Genomic DNA, 24479 nt, shown 5'->3' with positions numbered 1-24479 from the left:
CCGCTCTAGCGAGCAGCCGCGTGCGCCCCGGCGCGCCGGCCGAAGAACGAGCCCTCCCCCAGCTGGGTTCCGCTGGCATAGCCCTTGCCGTCCTGGGCGATATTGGCCGCGCAGGCACCGGCCGCATACAGGCCCGGTACCGGGCGGCCCTCGGCATTCAGCACTTCGCCGTCCACCGAGGTGGCCAGTCCGCCCATGGTGAATCCGGCGTACATCGCCTTGCCCAGAGTCAGGTCGAACGCGCCCCACGGCCCGGTGTCCTGCGGGGCGAGGAACGGCGGCTGCTTGTGGAAGTCCGGGTCCTCCCCCTGCGCCGCGTAGGTGTTGTAGCGATCCAGGGTGGCCACCAGGTTTCCTTCCGGAATGCCCAGGGCGGCTTCCATTTCCGGTACCGTTTCCCAGCCGTCGATGAGCGGCACCAAGGGCACCTGCGGCTTGCGCATGTGCTCCTCGTCGACGATCAGGTACGCCGCACTGTCCGGTTGGTCCATGACGAAACCCGACGTCCGTGAGTGATAGGAGTCCTCGGCGACGAAGCGCTTGCCCTCTTTGTTGACGATGATCCCGGTGAGCAGGATCGAGGGCGGATAGACCGGCGCGGTGATGAATATCTGGTCCATGTGCTTGGTCGCACCACCCACCGAGATACCCATCCGGATGCCCAGGCCGTCGTCGTAGGTGTTGCCCAGTACGAAAGGCTTCTCCGCCAGCTTGGGCGTGTGCTGCGCCACCATCTCCGGGTTCATCACGAAGCCACCGGCGGCGATCACCACCGACTTCGCCTTGATGACTCCACTTTCGGTGAAGTGCTTCCATGCCACGCCCACGACGGCACCGGAGGCGTCGGTGACCAGACCGGTGGCGCCGGTCTCGTAGCGGATCGCCACCCCGAGGCTGTCGGCCCGCTTGAGCAACAGATCGATCGCCATCTTGGCGCCCTGGGTGTCGCCGGGCACCGGGACCTTGTGTCCGCGCGGGGCCGGAACGGCCTCGTTCAGAAACGGCCACACCTTCTCGTTGCCGGTGAACATCAGCCCCTCGGTGTTGGGCTGGATCACCGCCTTCTCCGGGTAGTAGCTGCGCTCGAAGGCGATGCCCAGGTCTTCGAGCCAGTTGAAGTGTTCGACGCTGCCGTCGCAGTAGGCCCGGATCTTGTCGTGCTCGGGCTCGCGCGATACCGCCACGAGGTACTTGTACATCTCCTCGGCCGAGTCAGGATGCCCGGTGGCCTGCTGGACGGCGGTACCGCCGCCGAGGTAGAAGTGACCGCCGGCCATGGACGTGGTACCGCCGGCTTCGGCGGCCCGCTCCAGTACCAATACCCGGTCTCCGGCCGCCGCCGCCGTGACCGCCGCGCAGCCACCGGCGATGCCGAAGCCGATCACCACGACGTCCACCTCGTCAGACCACTCCGAAACCGCTTCGGCACTGGTGGTTTCCGGGATCTGGGTGCTCACCGCTGCTCCTGTTTGATGTACTCGAACACGGACCTGATCTCAGCGGGGATGTAAGCGATCTCCAGGTAGGGGATGCCCGCGTCCGGAGCTGAGACGTACGCGAATTGCATGCCGCCGGGCATGACACCCCGGGCAACCACCGGGGCGCCCCGCCCGGCGGCGTCGTTCAGCATAGCCTCGAAGTCGTTGGGGTCCTCGGCCTCGATGCAGACGTGATGCAGGCCCGGCCCGCCGCCACGCAGGAAGTCGTCGTAGAGGCTGCGGCCGCGCACCGGGGCGATCAGCTCCAATTGCATGTCGCCGACGTAGCTCAGCGAGATGTCGGCGACGAAATCTGCCGGCTCGCCCAGGTAACTGCAGGCGTCCGGGGCGAAGTGCACGCCCGGCATGCGGACCCATCGGCGCGCGCCCAGCAGGGCGGTCAGGGTCGATTCGGTGGCGTCGAGGTCGCTGGTCACCCAGGCGATCTGAATGGGAGGCCGCGGCGTGGGGGTCATGGCTGCGGGGCCGGAACGCCGACGTCTTCGCGGACCTGCTGTGAGATCGCCGACCACGACACGGCCGCGGGATACTCGCCCCACACGCTGTTGAACAGCCCGACGATGCGAGCCGAACCACCGTCTCGTACGGCGTAGACCGGGCCGCCCGAATCACCCTGCTGACTGCGGATGCTGCGACTCATGGTGAACCAGCCGTTGTTGATCCGCTCGATGGCGCCACAGGTCTCTCCGGTGACGATGCCGAAGTGACAGACCGGCTCACCCGGATTCATCTCGTGGTCCGGGTCGGCTTGCAGTTGCAAGCCGCCGGGCAGCACATCGTTGACGTCGACATCGTCGGCCAGCACGATCGCCTCGTAGTCGGCGATCACCTGATCGGTGTTGACCGTCGAGCCGTTGGGGGTGTTGTCCCGAAAGGTCGCCAGGTGGCCGATGAGCCGTCCGCCCCTGTCGGTGACGGCACCACTGCCCCGGCAGTGGCCGGCGGAGAAGGCCACCCGCGTCACCGGATCGACGTAACCCAAGGTGCAGACGTGGGTGTCCTGGCGAATCTCCATTCCGGGGAACACCAGCACTCGATCGGCTCGGGCCGTGACGGCCGTCGGGCCGACAGCCGCGACACCGATCCCCAGCAACATCGCCAACATCCGCGCAACGGGCCTGCGCAACCGTCGACTCCTATCGTTGTGGACCGGTTTCAGTCCGGCCGGGCCAGACCACCGTGGCGCAGCGCGGCGGCCCGGCCCCTGGGGATCCGGGCCGCCGCGTCAGCGTTGCGCGGCGATCAGGGGATCGTCAGCTCCTGACCGGGGTGGATCAGGTCGGGGTTGGCGATACCGCTGGCCTCCGCGATCTGCGGGTACTTGTTGCCGTCACCGTAGAAGCGCTCGGCGATGGCGAACAAGGTGTCACCGGAGACCACGGTGTAGGTGCGGGCCGCGGGTGCGGCCTCCTCTACGGGAGCCGGGGCCTCTTCGGCCTTGGGCTCTTCCGGCGGCGGAGCGTCGGTCTCGGTCTTGGTGGACCAGGCCGCGCCGTCGGCGGCGTACAGCACCAGGTTGCGGTCGTCCTGCAGGACCAGCTTGGCGTCCTTCTTGCCCTTGGTGTCGGTGTGCCAGATCGGCTTGTCGGCGGTGTACAGGACGAAGTTGCCGTCCGACTGCACCTCGGCGCGCACGACGTCGTTACCGTCGGTGCCCGACGCCCAGACGGCCTTGCCCCGCGCTGCCAACACCAAGTTGCCGTCTTCCTGCAACGTCAGCGTGTAGGCCCCGTTGTTGGAGGTCAGCGACTCGCCTTTGACGAGCTTCTTCCCTGCGGTGAGCGTGTCTCCCAAGCTCTGTGCCACGTTGTCCCCTTCTTATCGGAACGCCGCGACCTTAATCGGCGGGCGTTGTCGCTCGGATGCGACGTTCGCCAGCCTAGGCGAACACCCGTCGGTGCGCCGCTCATTACGTCACGGCGATTTTGGTACCGCGGCGCGATTCGGCTCGGTGACGCCGGGCTGCCAGCCGGGCGGCCCGAAGAGATAGCCCAGCCGATCGCGCCACCGGGTCGCGCTGCGTACATCGGCGATGATCGAGGCGTACTCGTGGAATTGCAGGGTCACGATGTTGTAGGTGTCGACCGGCTTGGTCAGCCCGTAGTGCGGACGAAATCGCTCGGGGGTGAAGCTGCCGAAGATCCGATCCCAGATGATGAGGATGCCGCCGTAGTTGCGGTCCAGGTACTCCGGGTCCATACCGTGGTGCACCCGGTGATGTGACGGGGTGTTGAAGACGAACTCCACTGCGCGCGGCAGCTTGTCGATCCGTTCGGTGTGCACCCAGAACTGGTAGACCAGACTCACGGTGAAACTGGCGAATACCATCCATGGCGGAATACCCAACAGCGGCAAGGGAATCCACATCAAGATCTCCCCGCTGTTGTTCCACTTCTGGCGCAGTGCGGTGGCGAAGTTGAAATAGCGGCTGGAATGGTGGGCCTGGTGGGTGGCCCAGATCAGCCGGATCCGATGCGCGAGGCGGTGGTAGGTGTAGTAGAGCAGGTCCACACCGACGAGTGCGATCACCCAGGTGTACCAACGCTCGGGCGACAGATGCCAGGGCGCCACATAGGTGTAGATGGCTGCGTAGCCCAGCAGCGCGACGAACTTCCAGCCGGCGGTGGTGGCCATGGACACCAAGCCCATCGAGATACTCGCCCAGGCGTCCTGGGTGCGGTACCCGCCGACCGGCACGGCCTCTGCTTCGGACTGCTCCAGCTTGCGCGCGGCAAACCACTCCAGGGTGAGCAGCAGCAGGAAAAAAGGCACGGCGAAGATAACCGGGTCGCGCATCGGACCGGGCAGCACCGACCACATACCTGCGAACGCATCCACCGTGGCTACCTCCGGAACAACAGCCTAGACATCGATCAGCTCAATCCGGTGACAGCGACGACTGGTCTTCGGCGTGCCACTGCACCGCGTAGACACCTGGTTGCAGGGACAGTTCGGCGACCAGACGCTCAAGCCGGTCCGGTGCTCGATTATCCGACAACATGGTGGCGGTGAGAGCGATGTTGTCGTCACCGACGCGACCGGTGTGGATCCCCCGCAGAATGAGGTCGTTGCTCGCCGTGTGTTGGACGATCTGGGCACGTAGGTACTTCTCGGACTTCGGCCGGCAGATCACCTGCACCTCGTACGGCGAGTGCGGTTCGTCCTCCTCGACGTGCTGGTCGCGGTCGATGAATCGGCCCAAGGGGCGAAGCAACAGGTGGGTGCCGATGATCGCTCCGGTGCCGATCAGCGCAAACGCCAGATCCCCGGCCGCCGCCAGCACTCCCACCGCTGCCGAACACCACAGGGTGGCCGCGGTGTTGAGTCCACGGACGTTGAATCCCTCGCGCAGGATCACCCCACCGCCGAGGAACCCCACGCCCGACACCACATAGGACGCGACGCGGGTGGAGCTGGTGTCCCCGGCGGCCACGGCGTACAGCACGAACAGCGTCGCACCGGCGGCGACGAGCGCGTTGGTGCGCAATCCCGCCATCCGGGCCCGCCACTGTCTTTCCAGCCCGATCAGTGCACCGCAGCCCAGCCCGACAGCCAGTCGCAAACTGAACTCGGCGACGCTCAGCGTCTGCATGACCTCAACGATGTCACATGGCTAGCCGGCTACGACCGGCCGCGCCATCACTGTGGGCTTGAAGCCATACCGTGGAGCGGCGAAGCCGTAGTTGCGTTGGCCCGCGCCAGCCAGCGGCACGCCGGGCATTCCGGCCGCACCGGCCTGCGGCGGATGCGCGGAGACCGTCCATCCGGTGGCCGCGACCGAGGTGCCCGGGGCATTGCTCGTGGGCACCGAGGCCGCCCAGGTGTGCGGTACCGACAGCCCCCCCACTGCGGCGGACTGCCCCATGCTCGCCGAAGCCCCGCCGAGCCCGGCGCCAAGACCCGGCCCTCCCGTAGCCATACCCAGCGCGCCGAGCGTCGGCGTGAAGGGGTCGATCGCACCCAGGCCCAGCGGGTCACCGGCGGCAATGGCGGCACCGCGCACCACGGCCATGTCCGCGGCGAAACTGGATACCGCGGCCGCGCCCATCGGGCTGAACGAACTGCTCATCAGGTTGGTGATGCCGTTGGTCAGGTCGCCCGTGCTGATCCCTTCTCCCTCCACCGGCGTTGCGAGGGCCTGCAGTGCCTGCGGTGTGTTGGCCATCGCCTGGGACAGGGTGTCCTGCGCACTGGTGGTTGCCGCCGTCCCGGCGGCCTGGTTGACCGCGCCCTGCTGGGCGCCCTGCGCCGAAGGGTCGGCGATCTCCCGCGGCGAGGTGAACGGTGTGACGGTGGTGGCTGCCGCCGACGCTGCCGCGTAGCCGTACATCGCTGCGGCGTCCTGGGCCCACATCTGGCCGTACTGCGCCTCGGTGGCCGCGATCGCCGCGGCGTTCTGGCCCAGGAAGTTGCTGGCGACCAGCGCAGCGAGCTGGGTGCGGTTGGCCACGATCAGCGGCGGGGGCACCGTCATCGTGTACACCGCGTCGAATGCCGCGGCGGCGGCCTTGGCCTGGCTCGCGGCCTGCTCCAGTTGGGCGGCGGTCAGGCCCATCCACGCCGCGTAGGGCGCTGCTGCGGCTGCCATTGCGTTGGAGGCCGGTCCCATCCAGCCTTCGCCGACAAGACCATTGACGATCGCCTGGTAGCCGGCCTCGGCTGAAATGAGTTCTGCCGCCAGCTTGTCCCAGGCCCCCGCGGCGGCCATCATCGGTCCCGACCCGGGTCCGGTGTAGATGCGAGCCGAGTTGATCTCAGGGGGAAATGCGCCGAAGTCCATGGTATTGCTCCTTTTTGCTCACTGTTATCGCCATGAATGGCTGGTCTTATGGGGCGTGCAGGCACGGTCGATGCCCGAATTGGGTTGCAGTCGTGGGTCAGACGGCAGGAGGGATCGGGACAACCGGCTATGGCGACATACGGAGCTGGGCACGCCAAACACATCGCTTGCTCGGTCAGAATGCCGAGGGGTCAAGCGATTTCAGGACATGCCGAAGCCTGGCGCCTTCCGCGGGGAAAGGTGCGCCAGGAAACGAGATCAGCGCCGGTGCGAATCACATGGTGAAAGCGGTACCGAGATCGAGGGAAACGAACATCGATCTCGGATAGGAACTATCACTCGGACTCAATGTCGCTCTCACCTCCTCTCGGCCTGGGCACGCGCGGGTGCCTGCACGGAAGCACGACGAGGAGGAGTCGCCCGGAAAATACCGGACTACTACGCACCCCTCTCGTCAGAGCTTCGGCACCACACGGCGTGTCCGTGCCTGCGCAAAAATCGCAGACCGGAAGCCACTTGGGCTCAACCCTTAATCCGGGAGGAGCTGTCCTGACCCGGGGCGTCTTTCGACGTTCGGGGTCAGTGGCCTATATCCGTGTAGACGCCTCACCTAACGAGGTGCTTGTCTGATCATAGTGCATCAGTGGGGCGAAACGGTCAATCCACACCGCCGGTTCGCCGGCGACGTATTGGAGATTCGCCTACGCAGTAAGCGAAGACGGGCGCGCTGGGCTGGAAATCGCCCATGTCCCAACGCAAAACGCGGCAGTACACCCGTGGATCGGGTGTGCTGCCGCGCTGCGTACTACGGGACACTCAGGCCCAGCTGGAACCAACCGAGGCGTCGGTGTTGGCCATGTTGTTGCCGGCCGACTGCACCTTCTGACCATGCGAGTTCGCCTGCTGGTAGATCACCGCGAAGTTCCGGCCCAACTGCGCCACAAACTCCTGGCACGCCACCGAACCCGCGCCACCCCAGAAATCACCGGCAGCCAACACGTCATGCACGATCGCCTGGTGCTCCGCCTCCAACGACGCCGCCTGAGCACGAATCAACGCACCGTGAGCATCCACATCACCGAACTGGTAGTTAATCGACATGTTCGTGGTTCTCCCTCTACCTAGCTGCCCGACAGGATCTGCTGAGAAGCAGCTTCCTGCTGCTCATAGTGGTTCGCGTCCCGAATCAACCCATCACGCACACCATGCAGCATGTTCACAATGTTGCGAAACGCCGTCTGCATCTGACCCATGGTGTCCATCGACGTACGCTCCGCCAGACCACCCCAACCCGCACCGGAAATGTTCGTCGACGACGCCCACATCCGACGAGCCTCGTCCTCCACGGTCTGCGCATGCACATCAAAACGACCCGCCATCGAACGCATCGCGTCCGGGTCAGTCATAAAACGTGTAGCCATTTGTCTCTCCTCGATTTCTACGAACGTTGTTGAAAACTAGTGGTATTCGGACTAGCCGGCTGCCGCGGCATTGGCCGCTTCGGTTGCCGCGTAGGTGTTGGCACTGGTGTTCAGCGTGGCAACGAAGGCTTGGTGGATAGCCTCGGCCTGAGCGCTGATGGCCTGGTACATGCTGGCGTGCGCGGCGAACTGCGCAGCGGTCAGCGCCGAGACCTCGTCAGCAGCAGCAGGAACCACACCGGTGGTCGGCGTCGCGGCGGCGGCGTTCTGCGCGCTGAGCGAAGCACCGATGGCGGCCAGGTTGCTCGCAGCAGCGGTCAGGGCCTCCGGCTGGGTGTTCACGAAAGTCATGGGGTTCTCCTCCAAGAATGTCGGTCGAACGCGATCGACGTTCACCGGTTGCGTTGAACAGGTATCCGGCGACGACATTGTGCCGGAGCAGGTTCAGCGCTATGGGGTTGTGCAAACAGATACGGTGCCGAAGCCGGATCGGGAGAAAGCCGCCGCCGACCCGCAGTGGGCACAATCACCGGGACACAAGTTTCGTCCTCACCTCCTGGCACCGGCAGTAACCATCGGGCCGAGCAGAAGCACGGCCCCTTACCTGCGCAATGGTGGCATCGGCGTCAGCGACCGTCAACCCGGACAGGCGGTCGTTACGCTGTGAATCGCCTGCAGAGCGGCTGTCCGCTCAAGACGTTTTCTTCTCGGCAACGGCCGCACTGAGCCCTTCAGCGAGGTCCTCGCGCGTCAGCTCCTTGAACTTGTGCAGCCATTCCTCGTTGAAATCGGTGACATCACCGGAGAGCACCGCGTCAAGTTCAGAATCATCGAGACGGAAACTCCGGTGATCGCGGGCTTTCTCCACCACGTTGCGGACAAATCCGGCGTTCCCCAGCACGTCGATGCCGCGGATCAGGTCCCCGTCCTCGGAGTGATTCTCGTCGGCATAGAACCTCTCGTAGGACGGCAGCAGCCCCTCGACCGCCTCGTCACTGACCACGTCCTCGTTCTCCGCACCCATCATCTTGGTCAGTTCCAGCAGTTCCGGCGGGGTGTAGCTGAAGAACTCGATCACCGTGGAGAACCGGCGCCGTAGGCCCTGGTTCACCTCGAGCATCTTTTCCATGGCATTGGCATAGCCGGCGCCGAACACCACCAGTTCGTCGCGGTGGTTCTCCATGTAAAGCAGCAGCGTGTTGATGATCGCGTTGCCGTAGGCATCGCCCTGGCTGTATCCGCGCTCATGCAGCGTGTGCATCTCGTCGAAGAACACCGCACCGCCGAGCGCGCCTTCGAGCAGCTCTTCGGTGTTCTTCTCGGCGTCGGCCATGTACCGACCGAGCAGTTTCGAACGATTGGTCTCCACCACCAGCGGCTTGCGCAGCACTGTCAGTCCGCACAGCTGCTTGGTGAATGCTCGCGCCACCGAGGTCTTGCCCGTTCCGGGCGGACCGAGCAGCAGGGTGTGCCGCGACGTCACCGGGACCGGCAGCCCCATCTTGGCTCGCGCCAGGTTCACCTTGGTGGTCGCCTTGATCAGCTTGATCTCGCGTTTGGCCTGCTCCATGCCGAGCATGGCGGCCAGTTCGGCGTCGCCTTCGGCCAGGTAGCGGGCCGCTTCCTCGGCGTGCCGGTGGGCTTCGGTCTCTTCGCGGGTCGGGGCGCTGTCGGGATCCCACGGGTCGGTCCGGGCCTCGATGGTCTCGGGATCGGTCAGCACCAGCCGGTAGTCGACATTGTCCATTGCCTCACGGGCCGGCGTGAACTTCGAGTCCCGTGAATAGACCCGGCGCAGCAACTCGGCGGCCTCGTCCTCCCGGCCCAGGTGCCGCAGGCACATGCCCTGCGTATACAGCGCGACATTGGCGGCACTGGGCACTCGATCACCCTCGATGGCCTCCTGGGCGCGTCGCGTCGCCTCCTCGAACACCCCGAGCGAGGCCAGCGCGGTGGTAGCCATGGCCGCCGCCGCCGCCTTCAGCTCAGGCTGGCGCCAGGGGGCCGCCGCCGGAAACTGTTTGAGCACGTCCGGCCAGCGTCCGGTCCGGAAGTACAGCAGCCCCCGGACATAGCTGACCAGCTCGGCTTCGAAGGGGTTGCGCGGCTCGATTCCGTCGAGCAGGGAAGACGCCTCGGCGTAACGCTTGGCTTCGGCCAGTGCAGCGGCATACGCGGCCGCGAGTGTCTCGACGCTGGTGATCAGCAGCCGCAGAAACATCCCATCGGAGACTTCGGGCCGGAACTCCAGATCCGACAGGCCGAGTCGGCGGGTCTCCCAGCCGAAAGTGCGTACCGTCGCCCAGGCGTTCTCCAGTACCTCAAGGCCGGCGTCCCCGGCCAGCAGCCGGGCCAGCCAGGCGTCGCACATGCCCGGGTCGATCGTGGTTGCCGTGGTGAACATCTGCAGGGCGACCTGCGGATTATGGCTGGGCTGCAGCCCGTTGACCGAGATTCCCGAGGCCAACATGCCCGCGACCATGGCGTTGCGCGCATCGGTCGTGTGCGGACCGGTCACCCGCGCGCCCCGGCCGCCGCAGGCGTGTATTCCTCGATCACATCCACCGTGACGGGCAGCTGCTCACCGGCCTGCAGGTCCCGGCCCGGCACCGACATCCGCCGGTGCGCGGTGGGAGCCGGAAGGCTGGCGCAGACGGCTTCCAGTCGACGCCTGCCGACAAAGCGGTTCAGCGCCGACCGCACATTCTTACCCGGCTTCTCCGCGGTGTGATAGCGCGCCAGCACCGAGATCTCGGTGCTTCCGCCACCCCCGCGAGTGAGCCGCACCGTGACCACGCTGACATCGGTCTCGGGATACCACAGGTGCTCGAGATTCTCCGGGTTGATGTCGGAGGGCGTCAGCCAGAAGCTGGTGACGTAGCCGTCTGGACGGTCGCGGAACAACCGGTGCCGCAGGTGGGTGCCCTCCAGGCCCGCGAGCACGGCCTCATCGACGGAGTCGAACTCGTCAGCGCGCAACACCTGCGCGCTGAGCTGGCGCCCGTCGATATCCTCGGCCAACCGCTCGGTGGCGACCGCCAAGGTGGCGGCCAGCGAATCGCGCGTGGCGACCGCGTTGACGTTGCGCTGCGGATCCATCCGCACGACCACCCAGGTGTGGCGGCGATCGGGCATCGACGGATTCTCATCGACGTCGGGGTCGTCAGCGTCGCGGGGCTCCGCGCGGGTGCCGACCGAAACGATGTCGATGCTGTCCAGCCGTAGATCGAACTGGCGCAGCCCGGCGGCTAGGCGCTCCACCGACAGGGTCGCCTCCGCGTCACGACCGTGCCGGCCGCTCGCCACAACGGGCCGACCGCCCACGGCGATCACCGACACCAGCCGGCCCTCGTGCTCGCGGATGCCGACCGACTCCCGTCCGAATCGGCGGTGGTGGTCGATCGACGATCCCCGGGCCCGGCTCAGCGCCGCGTCGGGGTCGGTGAACTGATCGGCCACCCAGGACGCCCACATGGTGCTGACCGGCACACGCCGGTAGGTGAGCAGCGCGACCAGCGCGATCAGGACCGCGACACCGACGCCCGTCCACCACACGTAGTCGGCTACCTGCGCGTCACCAGGCCAGCGACCGGCGAGGACCAAGATCCCCATGTCGATCAGAAAGACCGCGGTGACCCGCATCCATGACAGGTTCAGACCTAGTGCGTGCTGTGCCTTCATCGGTTCCTTGACGATCGTCGCAGTGCTGCCACTCCAAGGGCCACGCCGGCGGCGGCGAGTGCAGCCAACAACCCGGCTCCGGCGACCCAGGCCGGTGTCATATCACGTTCCGGCGGCATCGGCGGCACCTGCAGTGGCGCCGACAGCCGCTCCGGCGGTTGGGCCGGACCGTCTGGAACGTCCCAGGTCAGCGCGGCTACCGGGTCGACAATGCCGTGACCCACCACGTTGTCGACGCCGCGGGCCGGTGGCCGGGCGGTGCGGACCAGTCGGTTGATCACCTGGTGGGCCGACAACTCCGGGTACTTGGCCCGCACCAGGGCTGCCACACCGGAGACGATCGCCGTCGAGAAGCTGGTGCCGGACGGGACCAAAAGCGAGTTCTCCGGACCATCGACCGCGTTCATCAGCCCGTCATCGCGTGGGGAGAGGCCCTCGATGTCGGTGCCGGGAGCGGCGATCGACACCCACGGACCGGCGACACTCGACTTACCCAGGGGCGCACCCGCGGAATCGACCGCGCCGACGGTCAGCACGTATTCGTCGTACCAGGCCGGCGTCACCACGGTATTGACGCCGTTCCAGTCACGGGGGTCATCGGGACGCATCGCGTTGTAGGTCGGGTTCTGCTTGCAATCGCGCCAGCTGGTGTCACCGGCCGCCGCGACGATCACCACGTTCTTCTCGACCGCCGCGTAGCGCACCGCAGCACCCAGATCAGCTTGATCGAGCATGGTCCGCACGTTCATGCAGACAGCCGAAGAGATGTTGATGACTTGGGCGCCCATGTTGGCGGCGTGCACGATCGCCCGCGCCATGGTCCGAATGCCCTCGTTCTTCTCCCGCAGCTGCGGGTCCTGACCATTGCCGAACGGCTCCTTGGGACCGAAGGCCGCGCTGTACTGCCGGATCGCGATCAGCTGCACGTCGGGTGCGATACCGCTGAACGCGTCCGGTCCGGTGCCCGGCGGCGGTGCGCTGGGCGCGCGGAAGTCGACCGGCGCGGTCCGGGCCCGCCCAGAGAAACCGGCTGGCCGCACGGCATCGCCCGCGCCGTCCCGAGGGAGGTGCGCCGACGAGGCGGCGGCGCCGGGGCCGGGAGCCGGTCCGGCCGGTGGCGCGGGGGCCGGAGCCGGGGGTGGCGGCGGCGGTGGCGGTGGCGGCGCGGGAAACAGGCCGGGAATCTGCTCCGCACCTTCGGTGGGAGCCGGTGCCGGAGGCGCCTCGGGCGGCGGCATCACCAGGATGGTCGTCGCCGGCGACGGGGTCGGTGGCGGAGGCTCGTTGGTGGGGACCGACGGAGGCCGGCGGGTCTGCCGTGGCGGAGGCAACGGGACCCCGTTGTCGGGCATCGCGGCGATCAGCGACGCCACCAAGGTCCCATGCGCATCGCAGTCCGACAGCCCGTCGCCGCCGGCCATCACGTAGTCACCGCCGGCGATCAGGTTCGGCAGCCGCGGGTGCGGGGTGACGCCGGTGTCGATGACGGCGACGGTGACGCCTCCCCCGCGGCCGAACTTCCAGGCCTCCTGCAGGTTGAGCATGTCCATGTAGGCGGGCTGCACACGGAAGTCGGTGTTGGGCAGCACACCGACCTCAGTGCAGTAAGAGGTCTGCCGCATGGTCTGCGGCGGCCCGGGCGTGCCGTCGGGCGGCAATGCCGCGGGATCGATGCCGGGCGGCTCGATCGCGCCGGCGGCCGGCATCCCTGCCAGCGACCCGCTGGCCATCATGATCATCGCGGCGCCGGCGGCCGCAGTGCGCTGCAGCCGACCCACGCCCCTACCGGTACCGGATGGCTTCATAGGTATTCATCAACCACAGTGCCAGCGGGAACAACGGCATCAGGCACAGGTATTCGATCCATTCCACGAATTTGCGGAACAGCGGGCTGTAGATGGTGTTCGGCACGATCACCGCCGACAGCAGGCCGAACATCGGGACCAGCGCCAGCAGGGCGACGCCGACCACCAGCGCGGTCGGGGTCCATACGACCACGACGAAGCGCACCACCACGGCCGCGATGATCACCAGGCCGGTCAGCGTCACCGTGACCGACTGCCAGCGGTCCCGGAAGGAGCGGCCTCGCAGCACCAGGAATCCGGCGGTCAGGCCGGCCAGCACCACCGGCAGCCACGTGCGATCCGAGTGGGGGTCGCACAGGCCGGTGATGCACACCGCGGTCAGCACGCCCAGCCCGGTCAGCAGGCCGGTCAGGAACGACCGGGCCCGCTCCGCGCGCAGCACCACCTCGCGAATGGACTCCGGACCTTCCAGGGACGGCGGCGCTCCGGGCGTGGTGACCACCGTGGTGGGCAGGTCGGGACGGGCTTCGAACACCCAGCGGCTGGTGGCCGACGGGAAGACCGGCAGCCGCAGGCCGGCGAACCAGCGCGACAGCGAGGGAGCCCACTGGTAGGCGAGCACACAGGCCAGGTACACGCACGTCATGAGGGTCACCGCGCCGGTCATGAACAGCATCCGCAGCACCCCGCCGAACATCACCGCCACGCTGATGACGGCGACGGCCGCATAGGCGGCCAGCTGCCGCCCGGTGAGGCGAATGACCGCTAGTGCGGCGATTCCGGCGACGCCGAAGCCCAGCGCGGCGTGCGCGGCGCCTACCTCGCCGGGCACCGCAGCTGCGGCAGCCACGATCAGCGGAACCAGACCGGTCGCCAGCAGGGTGTCACCGACGCGCCGGTCTGAGTCGTTGCGCGCCTGCATCAGGATCAGGGCGGCGGCGATCAACACCAGGAAGGCCAGCCCCGCACTGAAGCCGGTCGTCAGCCAGCCTTCGTGCTGCACTCGCCAGGCAGCGAGCAGCCCGGTGGCCATCAACACACCCAGGGCCAGGGTCGATACGCCGACGCGCACCGCTGTCGCCGCGTCGACCGGGGCGAATCGCTTGGCAAGGTTGACCGATACCGCGGTGGAGATGTGCTCGATGACCGGGGAACGCCGCTCTCGGTCCTCGATGAAGCGCAGCCAGAGCCGGTCGCCGTCATAGACGCCCTGCTCGGTCAGCGACTGGTTCGGCCGCAGCGCGGTGCCGTCGACCAGGCACAACACCCAGCGGCCACGGCCGTCGGGCTTCAGGGCGGGCTCTTCGAGCTCCTGCAGCCGGCCGTTGATGACATTGAGCAACGGGTCCAGCATCACCGACACCGGGGCGTCGGCGTCGAGCAGCGTCCCGATCTGGACGCCTTCACCGGCCATGACCCCGACCACCACAGCCCGGGGTCCCGTCGACGCGAGGTCGCCGCCCGCCTGACCCGATTCGATCGCCGCGGTCATGATTGCGCCACGCGATCGACGAATACCGAACCCAGTGAACCCATAGGTGCCGCCTCGTAATGTGTCATTTTTAAAGTAAGTCCAATTCTAAAGGCATTTCACGTTATTCGCACGATCGCGTTTAACCGCAGTTTCTCGTTGCGACACTTGACATTCGGCGGCCGAGAGGCCGCTAGACCCTCCGATGCGTTTTCCAGGCACCGTAGGGCAGGGTGTCTAAAACGGTCTTGACGCCCACCTGAACCAACTGCGGAGTGGCCGGGCAGATCGCCAGCCACGCTTCACCCGAGCCGGCGGTGCGCGCCTGCTGATACAGCGCAATGCGGCCACCGGAGCCGTCTTTGAGCGACAGCACCGAGGCGCTGGGCCCCTTGGCGTCGTCGCGGTACTGCCGTGCATAGACCGCGGCTTCAGCCGCCGGTTCCGACAGGGCCTGTCCCAGTGCCGCGACCGTGGCGGCGCTGATTCCCATCCGGCGCAGGTCTCCCCCGGTGAAGATGTTGAAGCCCGAGTCCTGCCAGCTCTGGGTGGCCTCCAGCATCTCTTCCATCGGCACGTTGACCGCGGTGATCTGGGCCGGATCGGCGTGGTGGATGGATTCCATCCCGTCCAGCACCAGTGCGGCGATCGATGCCGCGTCGGTCACCGCGACGTCATCGACGGTGATGTCGGTGCCGACCCGGACCGCCGATACCCAGTGCTCGCCGCGCCGCGCCAGCAGCACCCGGAATTCGTTGTCGGGAATGTCGCGGGTTCCGGGCTCCTGATCTTCGGCGTCAACGACCCCGTAGCGCAGCTTGCCCAGGGACAACAGTGCGACCACCTCAAGATCGGGTGCGGCAAGCACCCGCATGCGTGCGGCGACAGTCTCATTGACCTCGTCGTCGACGACGATGCCCTGCTCGCGCATCACCGCCATACCCGGGTGCCCGGAGATCCAGTCGCTTGAATCGGTCGAAACATAAGGACGGCAACGCAACTCGGGAGCAACATGGCGGATGTCCAGCAGCGCCTGCAGCATCCAGAAACCCTCGACGTTGACGGTGATGTCTGTGCGAGTGCTCGGGTCCATCACTACCCTCCTCTGCTGAGTTGGTCGATGTAGATGGCTATTGGATCACGCGAGGGGGCGTTACCGCTCGGCACCACCCGCGATACCGCAGTACGCGACAGCACACCCGTGGATCGGGTGTGCTGCCGCGCTGCGTACTGCGGGACACTCAGGCCCAGCTGGAACCAACCGAGGCGTCGGTGTTGGCCATGTTGTTGCCGGCCGACTGCACCTTCTGACCATGCGAGTTCGCCTGCTGGTAGATCACCGCGAAGTTCCGGCCCAACTGCGCCACAAACTCCTGGCACGCCACCGAACCAGAACCACCCCAGAAATCACCGGCAGCCAACACGTCATGCACGATCGCCTGGTGCTCCGCCTCCAACGACGCCGCCTGAGCACGAATCAACGCACCGTGAGCATCCACATCACCGAACTGGTAGTTAATCGACATGTTCGTGGTTCTCCCTCTACCTAGCTGCCCGACAGGATCTGCTGAGAAGCAGCTTCCTGCTGCTCATAGTGGTTCGCGTCCCGAATCAACCCATCGCGCACACCATGCAGCATGTTCACAATGTTGCGAAACGCCGTCTGCATCTGACCCATGGTGTCCATCGACGTACGCTCCGCCAGACCACCCCAACCCGCACCGGAAATGTTCGTCGACGACGCCCACATCCGACGAGCCTCGTCCTCCACGGTCTGCGCATGCACATCAAAACGACCCGCCATCGAACGCATCGCGTCCGGGTCAGTCATAAAACGTGTAGCCACTGTTCTGTCTCCTTGTCTACGTTGGTTGTTACTGGTTGTTATTGGTGATTGACGAACTATTTCCGTCGGCTACCGAGGTAACCGACGGCCGGCTTTGAACGAATGAATGGTTCCCCTTCCCCCACTCTCGGCCGGAAAACGACTGTCTCCGGTCAGCCGGCCGCTGCAGCGTTGGCTGCCTCGGTGGCCGCGTAGGAGGTTGCACTGGTGTTCAGGGTGGCGACGAACATTTCGTGAATCGCCGCCGCCTGCGCACTGACCTGCTGGTACATCGTGGCGTGCGCGGCGAACTGCGCAGCGGTCAGCGCCGAGACCTCGTCCGCCGCAGCCGGGAGCACACCGGTGGTCGGCGCTGCGGCAGCGGCGTTCTGCGCATTCAATGCCGCGCCGATACCGGTCAGGTTCGCGGCAGCGGATGACAGCGCTTCGGGCTGCGCATTCACAAACGACATTCGATATACCTCCTCTGGATCGCGGTCAGCAATCTCTCTGCTGTCGATCGTAGAGGGTGAAACTGCCCTGGTGAAGCCACTGGACCGAGTGTTCACCTGCAGATAACAAGTGTTCATCTGAGGTAACAATAAGACGGCGCCAAAGCGGCGCTGTGGCGGGAAAAAAGGGCTTCAAACTGGCAAAACACAGGAATGCTATTTCCTGTGGAGTGAGTTCGCGGCTACCGCACAGAAATATGCGGGCACTGGGTCGTACGGAGAATTGTGATGCGGCTAAGCCGGGGCGTCAGGCCCGGGTGTGACCCCGCCAGCAACCACTGGGACGCTGTTATGGGCGTCACAGTGGTTGCTGGGCGGAAGGTCAACCTGCGGGGGTGGTGGCGCGTTCCTGCGCCGGCGCCCGACGCAGTTCGGTCGCGGCGACCTGGACGAACACGCCGGTGTCCTCGGCCATGAGCAGGCCACGTCCGCGGGGCAGCGGACCGCCCTTCATCTTGCCGCGGATGAAGCCCTCGTCGGGGTCGGCATCCATCACCAACAGTGGCGCATTGGCCTGGTGCAGCGCGCGCAGCAACGGGTCGGAACCAGCAGACGACCAACCACCGAAGGTGCGGGTGGCGATCACGTGGAGGCCCACGTCGGCCGAGCGGGTGACCCAGGGGGCGGCCTTCTGGAACGGCGAGTCGAAACCGGCCGGGAACTGCTGGATATCGTCGATGATCAAGAAGATCTCCGGCCCGCTCCACCAGGTCCGCGACAGCAGCTCTTCGGCCGACAGCCCGGGCGGAGGTTCGCGGTTGGCCAGCGTGGTGGCGAGTTCGTTCGCCAGCGCGACCGCGCCATCGACGTTGTAGGCGAACTTCTCCACGTAGTCCGACCCCAGGGTGGTCAGCAACTGCCGACGCGGGTCGATCAGCCACACCTGCGCCGACGGCCGGCCGTCCGGGCTGGGCTCCGGAGCACTGCTGGCGCCCGGCGCGTAGAGCCGCTCGATCTCGCTCATGATGGTCGCCAGGGTGGTGGTGCGGCCGCATTCGCGACGCCCGGTCACCATGAGGTGGCCGTTCTCGGCGAAGTTGAGATACACCGGCGCCAGGTCCAGCTCGGAGATCGCCCAGGCGATACCGCCGGCACCCACGCCCTCGCGGCGGTCGTTGGCCGCCACGGCGCGCACCTCGTCGAGGCCGAACCGCGCGGGCAGACGCCGTACCGGCCGGACCCGGCCCACTGCTACCTGGCTCACTGCCGCGGCGACGCTGTCGGACTCGAACACCCGCTCGCTGGTGTCGGCCATCGCGGGCCGCGCGATCAGGGTGTGCAGACCGGACTGCGGGTCGCTGTCGAGGCGGACGTAGTTGACCGCGACCATGCCCCGTCCCGGCTTCACCGGAACATCCTTGGCGAACCGGGAACGCACCAGCTTGGCGTCCTCGACGGCGGCCAGGCGCAGCTCCACCCGGGAGCCGAAGCCGCTGCGCACGGGCGGGCGCAGCTCCGATTCACGGTCAGCGGTCACGATGACGTGCACACCGAATGACGGTCCCTGGTTGATGATCTGGTTGACCTGCTCGACCAGCACCTCGTTTTCCTCGGCGAGCGCCCGGTAATTGTCGACCACCAGATACACGTCTCCGAAGCCGTCGTTGGGCACGGATCCCGGCGCACCTTCGAACTTGCGGCGGCGGAACACCTCCATCGAGGCCACGTCGTTCTCCAGGAAGCTGCGCTTGCGGGTACGCACCAGCGCCAGCAGCTCGGCCACCGTGCGGCGCACGCCGTCGGGGTCGGTCGGCCCACAGACGCTGCCCACGTGCGGCAACCCGGCGACCGTGGTCAACGAGGTGCCGCTGTAGGCCAGGCAGTAGAACTGGACCTGTGCGGGGGTGTGGGTCAGGGCCGCCGCGCAGATCAGCGCCTGCAGCGTCGTCGTCTTGCCCGAGCCACCGGCACCCAGGATCAGCACGTTGGAACCGGGCCCGGAGGTGTCCACCGTCAGCGGCGGCTGGTCGTGCTTGTAGGGCCGGTCGATGACGCCGATCGGGAACACCAGGTCCCCACGGGTGCCGTAGTCCTCCTGCCAGGGGTGGCCCAGGTAGCGGTTCACCAGGTCCTCGATGCTCACCGGGTTGTCCAGTGGCGGCTGCCACAGCCGGTAGGGCTCGAAGTCGATCTGCCGCAGCTGGTCGATTATCACCGTGCCGACCTTCGGCGTCCGGATGAAGTCCTCTTCCTCGGCGGGTTCGCCGGGCGCGTCTGCGGGCTTGGAGTCGATCGCGGTCAGCTCGTCGGCCGCCTCGATCTCCGGCGTGCTGACGCTGACCTCGAGCGGAGTGAACTCGGTGGTGAACAGCTGCGGACGGATGTAGTCGACGGCATGTGTCAACGGCATCTGCTCGTCGTCGAGGATCCCGCCACGGTGATAGTCACGCCACAGGAACTCGGCCTGGAACCGGATGACCTCTTCACCGCTCTTGCGGAAGTAGCCGAGACCCGCCTTGCCCGGCAGGTTCACCGCGTTGGGCACACCGGCGGCCTGCGCGGCACCGGCCGTCTGCGCCTTGAGCACCAACCGGTAGCCCATGTTCTCCATCAGCTTCTCGGCGCGGCTCTCGATGGTCTGCGAGGCCATCATCAGGTGCACCCAGTAGGCGCGGCCCTGCCGGCCGATGGAGTCCAGCACCTCTACCGCGGTGGGCATGATGCGGAACCACTCGTAGAACTCATCGATGACGACCACCAGCATCGGCAGCGGCGGCAGACTGTCGTCACCGCGTGCCCGCATCCGGGACCGGATCTCGTTGTATTCCTTGGCCCCGTCGACACCGGCGTTGTCGCACATGGACTTACGCCGGGCGATCTCACCCCACATGGCCTCCAGGAAACGCTCCATGAGGGCCTGGTCGTCTTCGAGGTCGGTGATGATCCGCGAGACGTGCGGAACACCGGCGAACGGCTTGACCGCCGAGCCACCCTTGAGGTCGGCCAGCACGAACTGCAGCTCGTCCGGCGGGTGAGCCAGCAGCAGCGACTCGATCACGGTACGCACCAGGGTGGACTTGCCGGAACCGGTGGTGCCGGACATGACGCCGTGGGGGCCGTCGCCGCCCTCGTCCAGGGATTTCATGTCCAGGAACAGCAGCTCGCCGTTGTCGGACCGGTTTCCGAACGGGATCCGCAGTCGGCCTCGACTGCCCCCGTCACGCCGGCTGGCCCACAACTCTTCGAAGTTGATCCGTCCGGCATCCTCGATGCCGTAGTAGGCCATGATGTCGCGCGCACCGATGTGGTGCGACACCTTCTGGCCGATCTCCTCGTAGGCCGCGGCCAGCCGCCAGTGCGCCATGCGCTGCGCGAACTGCTCGGCATCACTCTCGCCGACCTGGTCGGCCAGGGCGAAGAACCACTCGTTGTCGTCGATCACCATCCAGGTGTCGCGGTCACGCGGCAGGGCGCTGATGATGCCCTTGTCGTCCAGACGCAGCACCCGCTGGGAGACGCCTTGCCATTCCGGGGCGCCGGTCAGGTCGAAGAACGTCACGCCGTCGATGCCCTCGGTGGTGTTGACGTACTCCCACTGCGGGTCCAGGCCGTCGACGATGATCAGGTGGTGCGGGGTCGGCGTCTCCGCCGACGAGCTGGCGTGGCGAGGCATGAACGATCCACGGCCGGAGAAAAGTTCGGCGTGTTCGGTGGCGAAGTCCTGCACCGATCCGTAAACCATGCGGGCGTTGCCTGCCGCGTCCTGCCTGCGCGGGTCGCCGAAGTGCGGCACCCACTTGACCCAGTCCCACTGCGCCACGTCCGACGTCACCAAGATCATGCGCAGGTGGTCGGGCCCGTGCGAGAACGCCAACTGGCAGATGATCGCCCGCATCAGGCCGAGCACCTGTTCGCGATCGCCCACCAGCGAATACCAGGGCTCGACCAGCAGCGAAATCATCTTCGGCAGGTTGTAGACCACGCTCTGGTAGCGCCCGAACTCCTGCAGTGCCTTGCCGGTCACCGGTTCCAGTTCGATGTCGGTCGGCATGTTCTGGGGTTCACCCCAGGTGACCTCGGGCCGCGTCATGCCCACCCCGACGCGGGCCAACCCGAAGTTGAGGTCCTTGCCGTTGGGCTGACGCTCCCACATCCGCTGCGAGCCCACCGCGGCGGCCAGCGTGGCCGGCGCCGGGTGGTACCAGCGGTAGTTGGCGTCCATGCTGTCGGCGGACTCTGCCGCGGACTCCCGCAACCGGTCCAGCATCAGCATGAACTGGGCGCGCATGGCGTCCAGCTTGGGCCGGCTCAGTTGCTGAGCACCACCGCCGAAGCGGCCGCCGAACATCATCATCGCGACGCCACCGATCATGAAAATCGGGAAGATCGAGCCGGCACCCAGGAACATCCGGGAGCCGTTGGCCACGGTCATGGCGACCATACCGACCAGCAGACCCACCACCAGTACGCCGACCACCACGAGCCACCACGGCTTACCTTCGGGCGGCGGAACGCTCAGCGGCGTCGGCAAGACGATGTTCTCCGGCTTGACCACCGGAGCGCGTTCCGGCGTCGGCCGGGCGTATCCACGTTTCATCTGGGCACCGCCAATTCTGCTGGGGACATATCGGTGGGCAAGGTGTCATGACGAACCAACGCATCCTGGCGGGACAGGGTCGGGCCGTGGGCCAGTAGGCGCAGCGCCACCGACGGTGCCAGGGCCGGCTCGCTGACCAGCCCCAGGGCCTTGCGCTCGTCATCGCCGGGGATTCCGAACCGCACACCCGAAGCCGAGAGCCACCACAGCGATTCCCGCGTGGAGGCGTCCGGGTCGTTGCCGGTCACCGCGACGAAATTGCCGTAGCCCGAACCGAAATAAACCCGGTCGGCTTCCGGCAGGTTGGCGTCGTTGGTCTTGACCAAGGACACCACGCGCTTCATCTGCTTCTGCGACACCGGAATTGTGGGACCGGAGACCACCTGAACCCGGGCCCGGCTGTCACCGGCGGAACGCTCCCACCACCAGCAGGTGGAGGGATTCTCTTTGATGTCGACGACCTGCAGGGGGCCCTCGGGGTAGGCCGACAGGTCCAGTCCGTTAACCACCGGCATCTTCGCCAGGTCTTGCGGCGTCACCACCGCCGGAGCACCACCGCCGGTAGCGCCTGCGTTCTGCAGAATGCGGGCTACCACCGAAGACACCGTCTGTACGCCGTTCATCAGCACGACCGAATACTGTTGCGGCCCAGCCAACTGCGGCGTGGTGAACACCATCCCCACCGGGCCGGGTGCGTCCGGGAAGGCCGGCGGGCGGCCGGCTTCGGGCACGAACGGGACGGCCAGCTCCGGTCCCACCGGCAGCGCGTCGAACAGTGCCTGGCTCATGGGGCGAGCGTGATCGACCTGCTCCGGGGTCAACCCCAGGGGCAGCAGCACGGCGCGGTCGGCGGCGTCGATGCGCGACCGACGGCCCTGACGGACCACCCAGGAGTCGTTTCCGTAGCGCAGCACGACCGCATCGGGCCCGTCCAGCACCCGGCGGCGAGCGTTGAGTTCCGGGGCGCCGTCGATCACCGTCACCGTCACCGGTGACACCGCGCCGACGCCCTGGACGTTGGCGACGGTGTCGCAGATCAGCCACGACGACGTCGAGGGTGTGGTGGGCAGAATGTCCGAGGGCGCGCCGGGGATGCCGACGAGCGGCCCGTGCGGCTGCTCGGCGATCTGGGTGGCGCGAACCTTGTGCGGGTTGTCGGCCCTACCGGCGATCAAGCGCGCGGAGGCCAGATTCAGTGCCGGATACAGCGTGTCGCCGACCCGCACGTACAAGGCTCCGGAGTCGCGATCGGCGATGATGGGCGATTCGTTCATCTGACCCGAGGGGCTCAGGAACGACCAGAGCAGGGCACCCAAGCAGACCACCGCGCCCGCCGACACCGACGCCACCACCGCCAGCGACTGCCGCCGGCCCGGTTCGACTTCCATCCGAACCTGCCAGCGCGTCAACGCCATCGCGGTCCGTCGCGCCAGGAATTGGTACCCGGTCATCTGGGTACGCGTGGACAGCCCAAGGCCGTAACCGGGTCCCCGCTGTTCGTCAGCCACGGCGCACCCCGATCCGCGCCCGTCGCACTGCCGGATTACGGCGCGGTGCCGGTCCCATATTGGTTGTCATCTACCCCTGCCTGGTCACAAGTTTCTTCACTGCGCATGCTAGCTGTGAAGCGCAACGGCCGCCCGCGGAGAAGATTGCAATCCGGTGGCGATGACGAAACTCGGTTCGCCTGTTCTGCCCGAAATTATGACGTCCCTATATGAACGATCTGTTAAGCGCCAGAGCTGCGTGAGTTCGGCTGCTCCCCGTTCGGCAGAAAACGCGGACCGTGCGCGAAAACCGCCACCCCACGCGGACGGTGCCGCCGGTCAGCGGGCGGGACCCCGCGGGGGCCCGAGGGCATCGCTGAGCAACCAGAGAAATCCGTCTCCGGCATACCTGAGTTGCCTGTCAGGATGCTGCGGATCGTGCGCCGCTATGTCGTAGTACGTGCTTAACGCGCCTGGCGTCCAGCGGTGACCACGCAGCGGTTCAGCGCGCTGGGGGCCGGCTCGAGACGCAGATCCCACGTCGCTCACCAGCAGCGATAGCGACAGGGCACCCCAGCGACCAGGAAGATGACGGCTTCGAGGTCGTATCGGCGCCCGGTCACGGCTGGCCGAGCGCGACGTCGAGACCGACCGCGACGGTCTCGCCTTCGGCCGCTATGCCTCGACCGAGAGGTGCGGGTGGGGCACTACCCGATGGTTTCACGTTGCCTGGCCCATCCCGATCGGCGTAGCCGGGCATGTGGTGTGCCATGGCGTTCGGCAAGTGGATCCGCAGCATTCCCGCGTGAGGAATTCATCACACACGGCCAGGAAGCGTGTCACTGTCGGATTTCGCCGGCGCAATCCCGGCCGGGGTCGGTTGGACGCACTTCTTCAACCCGTTGATGATGATCTGGATCGTCGGGGCCGGTATGCAATTTCGCTATGCCCACCCGAGGCCGAACTTCAGCGACAACTCCCTTTGGACGACAACGATCACCCCGCCCACCCGGCGTCGTAGGGTGACTAGCAAGCACCGAACGACGGGGAGCATCCATGCGCAATCGCGGTTTCGGTAAGTCAGTGCTGTCGATGGTGGCGGTCGGACTCGCGGTGGGCGTGGTCGCGACCGCCTGCGGCGACTGCGGCGGTGATTCCGAGGAGGACGGCTACGCCGATGTGACCGAGGCACCCGCGGCGCCGCCGGTCCCCGGCAACAATCCAGACAATCCCGGCGGCGAGCCTGAGCCAGCACCGACAACCCTGCCGGAGGCCCCTCTCACCAGCGCGGCTCCCGTGGTCGAGCCCACCGCCAAGCAGGCACCGGCGGCGCCGGCGCCACCCCGTGCCCCCTCAGCTCCCGCGGTGCCCGCCGTCCCGGCGATTCCTGCCATCCCGGCGATTCCCGCCATTCCCGCGATCCCGGCCATTCCGGCGATCCCCGCGATCCCCTATCCCTGA

21 protein-coding genes and 1 riboswitch are annotated in these 24479 nt (G+C 66.8%); of the genes, 1 reads left to right on the top strand and 20 read right to left on the bottom strand.

Annotation, left to right across the window (positions count from 1 at the left end):
- Positions 1-5 precede the first annotated feature (5 nt).
- The 20 genes from G6N09_RS17650 to eccB form a co-directional block, all read right to left on the bottom strand.
- The gene (locus G6N09_RS17650; protein WP_083022940.1) at positions 6-1457 is read right to left on the bottom strand and encodes an FAD-binding protein; all 1452 of its coding nucleotides are present in this window, start codon (positions 1455-1457) and stop codon (positions 6-8) included.
- Positions 1454-1954, bottom strand: coding sequence for a VOC family protein (locus tag G6N09_RS17645; protein WP_083022938.1), 501 nt, complete (start codon positions 1952-1954; stop codon positions 1454-1456). Before G6N09_RS17645 ends, G6N09_RS17650 begins: the two co-directional genes overlap by 4 nt.
- Positions 1951-2604 (bottom strand): Rv1815 family serine proteinase, encoded by a 654-nt coding sequence (locus G6N09_RS17640; protein ID WP_083022936.1) that lies wholly within the window; start codon positions 2602-2604, stop codon positions 1951-1953. The genes G6N09_RS17645 and G6N09_RS17640 overlap by 4 nt, the downstream gene beginning before the upstream one ends.
- A 137-nt stretch (positions 2605-2741) precedes the next feature.
- Positions 2742-3293 (bottom strand): LysM peptidoglycan-binding domain-containing protein, encoded by a 552-nt coding sequence (locus tag G6N09_RS17635; RefSeq protein WP_109558830.1) that lies wholly within the window; start codon positions 3291-3293, stop codon positions 2742-2744.
- Between the two features lie 120 nt (positions 3294-3413).
- Positions 3414-4337, bottom strand: a complete 924-nt coding sequence (locus G6N09_RS17630) for a sterol desaturase family protein (RefSeq protein WP_083022931.1) — start codon at positions 4335-4337, stop codon at positions 3414-3416.
- 40 nt (positions 4338-4377) lie between these two features.
- Positions 4378-5091, bottom strand: coding sequence for an MgtC/SapB family protein (locus G6N09_RS17625; protein ID WP_083022929.1), 714 nt, complete (start codon positions 5089-5091; stop codon positions 4378-4380).
- A 21-nt stretch (positions 5092-5112) separates the two neighbouring features.
- Complete coding sequence (locus tag G6N09_RS17620) at positions 5113-6279, bottom strand: PPE family protein (RefSeq protein ID WP_083022927.1); 1167 nt, start codon at positions 6277-6279, stop codon at positions 5113-5115.
- Positions 6280-6718: 439 nt separating this feature from the next.
- Positions 6719-6904: riboswitch (M-box (ykoK) riboswitch) on the bottom strand.
- A gap of 191 nt (positions 6905-7095) precedes the next feature.
- The gene (locus G6N09_RS17615) at positions 7096-7380 is read right to left on the bottom strand and encodes a WXG100 family type VII secretion target (RefSeq protein ID WP_046187991.1); all 285 of its coding nucleotides are present in this window, start codon (positions 7378-7380) and stop codon (positions 7096-7098) included.
- A gap of 20 nt (positions 7381-7400) precedes the next feature.
- Positions 7401-7700, bottom strand: a complete 300-nt coding sequence (locus G6N09_RS17610) for a WXG100 family type VII secretion target (protein ID WP_083022909.1) — start codon at positions 7698-7700, stop codon at positions 7401-7403.
- 51 nt (positions 7701-7751) lie between these two features.
- Complete coding sequence (locus G6N09_RS17605) at positions 7752-8051, bottom strand: PE family protein (protein ID WP_083022924.1); 300 nt, start codon at positions 8049-8051, stop codon at positions 7752-7754.
- A 340-nt stretch (positions 8052-8391) separates the two neighbouring features.
- Positions 8392-10182 carry a type VII secretion AAA-ATPase EccA gene (gene eccA / locus G6N09_RS17600; RefSeq protein WP_109558829.1) on the bottom strand — a complete coding sequence of 597 codons (1791 nt, stop codon included), beginning with the start codon at positions 10180-10182 and terminating at the stop codon, positions 8392-8394.
- Positions 10183-10214: 32 nt separating this feature from the next.
- A complete protein-coding gene (eccE, locus tag G6N09_RS17595; RefSeq protein WP_083022920.1) occupies positions 10215-11381 on the bottom strand; it encodes a type VII secretion protein EccE in 1167 nt (388 codons plus the stop codon).
- A complete protein-coding gene (locus G6N09_RS17590) occupies positions 11378-13186 on the bottom strand; it encodes a S8 family serine peptidase (protein ID WP_083022918.1) in 1809 nt (602 codons plus the stop codon). The genes eccE and G6N09_RS17590 overlap by 4 nt, the downstream gene beginning before the upstream one ends.
- The gene (gene eccD, locus G6N09_RS17585) at positions 13164-14678 is read right to left on the bottom strand and encodes a type VII secretion integral membrane protein EccD (protein WP_083022915.1); all 1515 of its coding nucleotides are present in this window, start codon (positions 14676-14678) and stop codon (positions 13164-13166) included. The genes G6N09_RS17590 and eccD overlap by 23 nt, the downstream gene beginning before the upstream one ends.
- Before the next feature lie 172 nt (positions 14679-14850).
- Complete coding sequence (locus tag G6N09_RS17580) at positions 14851-15750, bottom strand: ESX secretion-associated protein EspG (RefSeq protein ID WP_083022913.1); 900 nt, start codon at positions 15748-15750, stop codon at positions 14851-14853.
- A gap of 148 nt (positions 15751-15898) precedes the next feature.
- A complete protein-coding gene (locus G6N09_RS17575; protein WP_083022911.1) occupies positions 15899-16183 on the bottom strand; it encodes a WXG100 family type VII secretion target in 285 nt (94 codons plus the stop codon).
- 20 nt (positions 16184-16203) lie between these two features.
- Positions 16204-16503: a WXG100 family type VII secretion target gene (locus G6N09_RS17570; RefSeq protein WP_083022909.1), complete on the bottom strand. Its 300-nt coding sequence runs from the start codon at positions 16501-16503 to the stop codon at positions 16204-16206.
- Between the two features lie 152 nt (positions 16504-16655).
- Entirely contained in the window at positions 16656-16955 is a 300-nt protein-coding gene (locus G6N09_RS17565) for a PE family protein (protein ID WP_083022906.1), read from the bottom strand.
- A 361-nt stretch (positions 16956-17316) separates the two neighbouring features.
- Positions 17317-21531, bottom strand: coding sequence for a type VII secretion protein EccCa (gene eccCa, locus G6N09_RS17560; protein WP_083022904.1), 4215 nt, complete (start codon positions 21529-21531; stop codon positions 17317-17319).
- Positions 21528-23039, bottom strand: a complete 1512-nt coding sequence (gene eccB / locus G6N09_RS17555; protein ID WP_083022902.1) for a type VII secretion protein EccB — start codon at positions 23037-23039, stop codon at positions 21528-21530. The genes eccCa and eccB overlap by 4 nt, the downstream gene beginning before the upstream one ends.
- Positions 23040-24074: 1035 nt before the next feature.
- On the opposite strand from eccB, the gene G6N09_RS17550 reads away from it, so the two are divergent.
- Complete coding sequence (locus G6N09_RS17550; protein ID WP_083022900.1) at positions 24075-24479, top strand: hypothetical protein; 405 nt, start codon at positions 24075-24077, stop codon at positions 24477-24479.

The sequence above is a fragment of the Mycolicibacter minnesotensis genome (genome assembly GCF_010731755.1).
Taxonomy (GTDB): Bacteria; Actinomycetota; Actinomycetes; order Mycobacteriales; family Mycobacteriaceae; genus Mycobacterium; species Mycobacterium minnesotense.
This window is presented reverse-complemented; position numbering and strand designations above follow the sequence as displayed.

Excerpts from the sequence above, each read along its gene's own strand:
- G6N09_RS17575 (WP_083022911.1), bottom strand. The coding sequence starts at position 16,183 with ATGTCGATTAACTACCAGTTCGGTGATGTGGATGCTCACGGTGCGTTG.
- eccD (WP_083022915.1), bottom strand. The coding sequence starts at position 14,678 with ATGACCGCGGCGATCGAATCGGGTCAGGCGGGCGGCGACCTCGCGTCG.
- G6N09_RS17590 (WP_083022918.1), bottom strand. The coding sequence starts at position 13,186 with ATGAAGCCATCCGGTACCGGTAGGGGCGTGGGTCGGCTGCAGCGCACT.
- eccA (WP_109558829.1), bottom strand. The coding sequence starts at position 10,182 with ATGGTCGCGGGCATGTTGGCCTCGGGAATCTCGGTCAACGGGCTGCAG.
- G6N09_RS17615 (WP_046187991.1), bottom strand. The coding sequence starts at position 7,380 with ATGTCGATTAACTACCAGTTCGGTGATGTGGATGCTCACGGTGCGTTG.
- G6N09_RS17620 (WP_083022927.1), bottom strand. The coding sequence starts at position 6,279 with ATGGACTTCGGCGCATTTCCCCCTGAGATCAACTCGGCTCGCATCTAC.
- G6N09_RS17640 (WP_083022936.1), bottom strand. The coding sequence starts at position 2,604 with ATGTTGGCGATGTTGCTGGGGATCGGTGTCGCGGCTGTCGGCCCGACG.
- G6N09_RS17645 (WP_083022938.1), bottom strand. The coding sequence starts at position 1,954 with ATGACCCCCACGCCGCGGCCTCCCATTCAGATCGCCTGGGTGACCAGC.
- G6N09_RS17565 (WP_083022906.1), bottom strand. The coding sequence starts at position 16,955 with ATGTCGTTTGTGAATGCGCAGCCCGAAGCGCTGTCATCCGCTGCCGCG.
- eccE (WP_083022920.1), bottom strand. The coding sequence starts at position 11,381 with ATGAAGGCACAGCACGCACTAGGTCTGAACCTGTCATGGATGCGGGTC.
- eccCa (WP_083022904.1), bottom strand. The coding sequence starts at position 21,531 with ATGAAACGTGGATACGCCCGGCCGACGCCGGAACGCGCTCCGGTGGTC.
- G6N09_RS17625 (WP_083022929.1), bottom strand. The coding sequence starts at position 5,091 with ATGCAGACGCTGAGCGTCGCCGAGTTCAGTTTGCGACTGGCTGTCGGG.
- G6N09_RS17550 (WP_083022900.1), top strand. The coding sequence starts at position 24,075 with ATGCGCAATCGCGGTTTCGGTAAGTCAGTGCTGTCGATGGTGGCGGTC.
- G6N09_RS17580 (WP_083022913.1), bottom strand. The coding sequence starts at position 15,750 with ATGGACCCGAGCACTCGCACAGACATCACCGTCAACGTCGAGGGTTTC.
- G6N09_RS17610 (WP_083022909.1), bottom strand. The coding sequence starts at position 7,700 with ATGGCTACACGTTTTATGACTGACCCGGACGCGATGCGTTCGATGGCG.
- G6N09_RS17605 (WP_083022924.1), bottom strand. The coding sequence starts at position 8,051 with ATGACTTTCGTGAACACCCAGCCGGAGGCCCTGACCGCTGCTGCGAGC.